This window comes from Armatimonas sp., from assembly GCF_031410135.1.
In the GTDB taxonomy this organism is placed as follows: Bacteria; Armatimonadota; Armatimonadia; order Armatimonadales; family Armatimonadaceae; genus Armatimonas.
On sequence record NZ_JANNYP010000875.1, the window covers coordinates 1 to 5,212 of the forward strand.

Consider the following 5,212-nt stretch of genomic DNA (forward strand, 5'->3'; position numbering starts at 1 on the left):
ACCAGATACCCAACCAGAAACGGAAACGAAGAACGAGGCGGCTTCGCCGCCGGGGAAACCCACAACGACCAACGAAGACTAACTCACTCGATGGACCAAATCAGGGGTACAGGCCAGCCCCATTGAGGCCGCGACGCCCAGCAACGCGAAGATAATTTTCTTTGGTCGGTTCATGGTGTCTTGTGTCCTTCGTTTTTCATCTCACTGTCGAGGATTGGTTCAATGCATGATTTGACTGAGGGCACCAGGTCTTGCGAGTGAGTCCACGGTCACGCTTGTAGCCGCTGGGTTTTGGTTGGTAATCCATCCTTAGTGATGTCAGCACCTCCCAAAGCACACAGCCTCCAAGAAGTACGACGAACACACATAACCCTGGGAAACACAGCTTCATGACATAGGAGGTAGTCTCTCCGCAGCTTTTGGAGCGCCACCAAGGGATAGGCACCACATAGCGCGGCGGCTCCTGTTTCACTCCCTCGCTCCTGCCTGAGTGAGGACGGAGATAATACTGGATCTCCTAGTGGCCTTTGCCAGCTTAAGAGCTGTGTCGCCGGCAAGGGTTCGGTGATTGACCTCCGCACCATGCTCCAGCAGAAGGCGGATGATACTTGGACTCCCTGACCCTGTTGCAGCAATGAGGGGCGTGATGCCGTCACGAAACGCCACGTTCGGGTTAGCTTTGTGCTTTAGGAGGGCTCGGACGGCATCCTCATTACCACTGTTACAAGCCATAAAGAGCAAAGGCATCGGCTCATATCCTGTGGTGGGAGTGCCCCCGGCCACGATAGCGATGAGCTTATCCTTGATCGCGGGCTCCGAGTAGGTCCTGTCGAGGTAGTTAGGATCCACCCCTTGCGCTAAGAGCGTTTCAAAGATCGGGCCATCCTCATAGTCTTGGATAGCCGTCACAAAGCGATGTGCCAAGGCATTAGGGTTCTTTTCCATCATCCACCAAGACCCCACTACAAAGAGGGCAGCGAGTCCGCCAGCTATTTTGAGAGGCTTCTTCATGATCCTTACTCTCTCGCTCCCGTGACGGTTCCACCAGGCCCAAACAATTCCAGCTCCAGCCCGCACACAGCCTGAAGCAGACGATCCCCATACACAAGGCCACGATGAAGGTTCGAACCTTCGCCAACAGAGCCATTCACAGGCTCGTCTAGGGCGTCGGGATCGTCAGCAATGCGGCAGGCAATCTCGGGGGAGACGCTTATCATCAGGGTCATCGTTTTACCTTGCGTCCTTTCACGGTTTTCTTAGAGCTACGTAAAGCCTTTTCATATTGTTCTTGGAGAGCTTTTTCATCTGTTCCGCAGTCTGGGTGATTAGACCAATAATTGCCGTAGTTTGGCACCTCAATCGCAATGGGATCTAGCACTAGCACAAAGGGAATACTTCGCACAATCGTTTTGTGGCACTCCACGATGGGAGGAACATTCTCTGCAATCAAACTCCACAGCCCCACCGAGGCCGCAATACCCAGGAGGGCAAGGATGGTTTTCTTTGGTCGGTTCATGGTCTCTTGATTCCTATAATCTGAGGAGTCAGGTAGAAGTTAGTTTCCGAGTCTTTTTCAGACAGTCCCGTGAGAGATTGCCAGCCGCCTTTGATCCATATTTGAGGATCTCCCGTTAATCGGTTCACCCGCATATGCCAACCCTGAGAGTTTTCCAGGTAGGTATAAGGCGTTGGCCAAAAGAAGAGGCTGTAAAGCACAAACACAGTTAGGGCTACCCAGAAACGCTTGTCTTTCATGATCCTATTTCCTCACCACTTTGGGCACCGTCTTCACTCCCTGGCTCCCGTTACACCACACCAAGTGGGCGTAGAGGTTCGGGAGCAGTGCTGCAGTGAAGATCTTCCAGCCGTCGGGAATGTCATCGGGAGTCATTTCGCCATGGCCTGGTAGTACATATAGTTATAAAAACAGACCCCTCCCTGAAGGCTCCACCCATCGGCAAGCCGGTCATTCACTTGCTTCTCTAACTCTTCAAGTGTCATCGCCGAAACGACTTTGTATCTAGTCACTCTTGTGCTCCTTGGGGAGCTGACAAGGGGTGTTTCATTCATAGACTAATTATCCCACACAAAGCGATCATACAATCCACGGCTCAAACGTCGCCCCCGCCAGATCCTACCCCGCGATAATTTTAATCTCACCCACCTGCTTGATCTTCAGCAGATGCAGCCCCGCTGCCCTCTCGTCCGTATCGCCAGAGAGCACCTTGGCCGTGTCAGAGCTGCCCCTGAGAGACGTACCGCCGTCGGCCCCATCGTCGAGGCATCCGGCAAACGCAGGAGCTGCTGTGCGTTACCGCTGGCATCTTCGTAGTACACCACGCTCACCCCACGCACCGGATCGGCGATCACCACCCCGCTCCCCAGCTTGCCCAATGCCCAGAGCTGGCGTGTCTGTGGGTCAATGTCCAGCGAGAACCACGCGCTTGGTGGATGCTCGGCACTGAGCCTGTCGAGCGTCCTGTCCTCCGCATCGTAAGTGGTACTGTGGCGAAAATCTCTCGAATGTATAGACATTTAGCAACTCCTTTGGCATAATGAAAGCCCCCACGCCGGGTCTCCACGAATCAGCCAGAGTAGAGCCAAAACGGGGAAAGTCATATCGAAGGAAAGTCGAAAGCAATGATGACACAAGATAACTACGCTCTCCAAGAGAGGCTAAGAACTAGGCAGACGATCAAAAAGCTCTGGATCGCCTTCTTCTCGGTCATGGGAATCGCGCTGGCGCTGCTGATGGCAGCCTTTGCAATTCGCACTGAAAATGATCCAGAAAGTACACTTAGCCTGATCAGCACGGGTCTATTTATGCTGAGCTACTTTGGCTACTTTGGCGGTGAGAAAATTATCGTTTGCATGCTGGCCTATCAGAAGGGGCGCTTTTACGGAAAGCAGGATGCCTGGGTCTACTCGGTTCTGGCCCTCTTCTTTGGTCTCCTTGCCGTCTGGGTAGTGGATCTCACCAACGCTGACAAGTGGAAGGTAGGCTACCATGACGACCAGGGACGCTATCACGGTGAGTGAGAGATTCCCTGCTGGCCACGGTGCAGCCTTCGCCAGGCTTGACCACCTCGCCACCCTCTGCAAGCCGATCTTTGTAGAGGGAGCTGACCCTGAATTACAGGAGAGGTTTTCGCTAAGTCGCTAAGTGGCGAACTTTTTCAGCGATGTTTGCTCGGCCCACTCTCGTAGAGGAGAAATTTCAAAGTGTTTTTTTACTTGAATCCTTACTGCCCACCTAAGTACCTCTCCCTTCTTTAAGTACCTACCGTTTCGAAAGAAATCCGGTATAGTGCCGGTGGAGGGCTTCTCATGAAAATGTTGTTGCCGATGCCGATAGACAGTTGGGTAGCAAAGGCCGATCTATTGCCTACCCCACGATCCATTGTAGGGTTGTTTGTTGGAGGTCTTAGTCTTGTTCCCCTTTTGAGTGGTTGTAGTTTAGCTGCAATTCAAAACAAAGGAAGCAAAGCTCCCGCAAAAGGAAGTAAGGCTCCCGCAAGTCGCCCTGTTGTGAGCACTTCCCCCAGCGGCTATGTAGAATCACTCAAAACGAAACCAACAGGCAAAGGTATTTTTGTCTTTGAACCCGTTACCTCGTCTGGGATGTCCTCCGAATTCACGGTGGGGTGTGCGCGGTGGCTCTATCTGACGCTGGGAAACGATCCACAACTCACCCAGATGCCTATTTGGTACCAGCCCGCGTATGTGGGGATCAATCTGGGAAGAAAAGATCTGCGCATTACCACTGCCGAAGCCAAGGACGCCGCGCGAATTCTTGGATTGACACACTATGCCCTTGGCACTGCGGAGCCAGGAAAGCTCTCGTTCCAGGTCTACGAGCTCTCAGGGAAGGCGCTAGGGGCACCGATTGTTCTCACGGGTGATGAGGCGGCAATCACCGCGGCACTACCTCAAGCAGCCAACGCCATGCGTGAGCGCCTAGGGCTTCCCGCAGCCACGATTGCTCCTCCTGTGGAGACACCAGCCGAGCTGACGCTTGCAGGGCGTGTTCCCTTTCGGCCAGGCGACAATATCACTGAGGAAGATGCCGAAGGACTCCGGAAACTCTCCCAGAAATCCGTACTGGGAGGGATGCTCTACTTTAGAACGAACCTCAGAGCGGAGAAAAATCCCGAGGGAGTATCCACGCGCGCCACGCGCTTGGCACAGCTCGCCGGAGACAACCCTATCGTGTTCTCGGAGATTGTTCCGTTTTATCCAGCGCCCGCGATTGTCGCAACCGTTCAGAAACTCGCCGCTCAGTATCCCAAAAACGCACCGTTGGCAGCGGCGCGTGCCGTCACTGCCCCCACACGTGAGGCACAGGTTGCCGCCGCAGAAGATGTCGTTCGAAATGCTCCCAGCAATCCTGATAGCTGGAACCTCTTGGCCATCAAGCTACGAGCCTTGGCAGGGGATGAGCGCCGGGGACGAACCGCCGATCAGATCTCTGAGGAGAAGTGGAACAAGCTCAACACTATCTATGGCCGCTCGCTTGCCGTCATACGATATGCCAACCAGCTTGATCCTCGTAGCGCAAACGATGCCTTAGTGCTATCCCAAGCCGCTCTCTTTGCGGGTGCAGAGGAGGAAGCGCAAAAGGCGCTTGAAACCGCCTTTACTCTTGGTGCAAAACGCCATCGTGTCAGTGAGATCGTCAGCTGGGCGCTGGAGCTCAATGCGCCAAAGTGGGGTGGCTCCCAGGAACTCTTGGAAAAGACGGCAAACCGTGTGACGAAACTCCCTTTTGTGGATGTTCCTGAGATAATCAGCACCATGAGCGTCTTGGAGAAGAAGGGCTACCCTGCGCAGGCAGAAGCTCTCGCCAAGCGGGTTGTGGCGGAAGCGCAAAAAAGTAGTGCAGCGAACCCCAAGGACTCCAGGGCATATGAGCATCAGCGAATCGCGCTCACTCTTCTGAAGCGCTACCCGGAGGCTCTGGAGGCGACTCTGCAGTTTGTGAAGCTCCGACCACGCGATACGGATGCCCGTATCGCCCTGGCTGAAGCCTACCAGATGGCAGACAAGCCCAACGAGGCACTCACACAAGCACAGGAGATCGTTAAGTTCTTTCCCTCGATCGCACGCACACAGATTCTGGTGGCAGAGATCCTGGTGCAGCAAAAGCGGTTTGCTGAGGCGGTTCCCCCTGCCCTCGCGGCAGCAAAGCTAGTTCCTAACACACAGACGCTGA

The 5,212-nt window shown here is 54.3% G+C and carries 9 protein-coding genes; 2 read left to right on the forward strand and 7 right to left on the reverse strand.

Features of this window, described 5'->3' with window-relative positions:
* Positions 1-468: 468 nt before the first annotated feature.
* From RMO15_RS31430 to RMO15_RS31460, 7 genes are all read right to left on the reverse strand, one after another.
* Positions 469-1,011, reverse strand: a complete 543-nt coding sequence (locus tag RMO15_RS31430) for an ankyrin repeat domain-containing protein (protein WP_309722672.1) — start codon at positions 1,009-1,011, stop codon at positions 469-471.
* Positions 1,012-1,016: 5 nt separating this feature from the next.
* Entirely contained in the window at positions 1,017-1,226 is a 210-nt protein-coding gene (locus RMO15_RS31435) for a hypothetical protein (RefSeq protein ID WP_309722675.1), read from the reverse strand.
* Positions 1,223-1,516, reverse strand: coding sequence for a hypothetical protein (locus RMO15_RS31440; RefSeq protein ID WP_309722677.1), 294 nt, complete (start codon positions 1,514-1,516; stop codon positions 1,223-1,225). Before RMO15_RS31440 ends, RMO15_RS31435 begins: the two co-directional genes overlap by 4 nt.
* A complete protein-coding gene (locus RMO15_RS31445) occupies positions 1,513-1,755 on the reverse strand; it encodes a hypothetical protein (RefSeq protein WP_309722680.1) in 243 nt (80 codons plus the stop codon). Before RMO15_RS31445 ends, RMO15_RS31440 begins: the two co-directional genes overlap by 4 nt.
* A gap of 4 nt (positions 1,756-1,759) precedes the next feature.
* Complete coding sequence (locus tag RMO15_RS31450; protein ID WP_309722683.1) at positions 1,760-1,891, reverse strand: hypothetical protein; 132 nt, start codon at positions 1,889-1,891, stop codon at positions 1,760-1,762.
* Positions 1,888-2,070, reverse strand: a complete 183-nt coding sequence (locus RMO15_RS31455; protein WP_309722686.1) for a DUF1737 domain-containing protein — start codon at positions 2,068-2,070, stop codon at positions 1,888-1,890. The genes RMO15_RS31450 and RMO15_RS31455 overlap by 4 nt, the downstream gene beginning before the upstream one ends.
* A gap of 105 nt (positions 2,071-2,175) precedes the next feature.
* Positions 2,176-2,535 (reverse strand): hypothetical protein, encoded by a 360-nt coding sequence (locus tag RMO15_RS31460; RefSeq protein WP_309722688.1) that lies wholly within the window; start codon positions 2,533-2,535, stop codon positions 2,176-2,178.
* Positions 2,536-2,640: 105 nt separating this feature from the next.
* Between RMO15_RS31460 and RMO15_RS31465 the strand changes: the two genes are divergently transcribed.
* Entirely contained in the window at positions 2,641-3,039 is a 399-nt protein-coding gene (locus RMO15_RS31465) for a hypothetical protein (RefSeq protein WP_309722690.1), read from the forward strand.
* Positions 3,040-3,621: 582 nt separating this feature from the next.
* A partial coding sequence (locus tag RMO15_RS31470) for a hypothetical protein (RefSeq protein WP_309722693.1) occupies positions 3,622-5,212 on the forward strand: 1,591 nt, incomplete at its 3' end.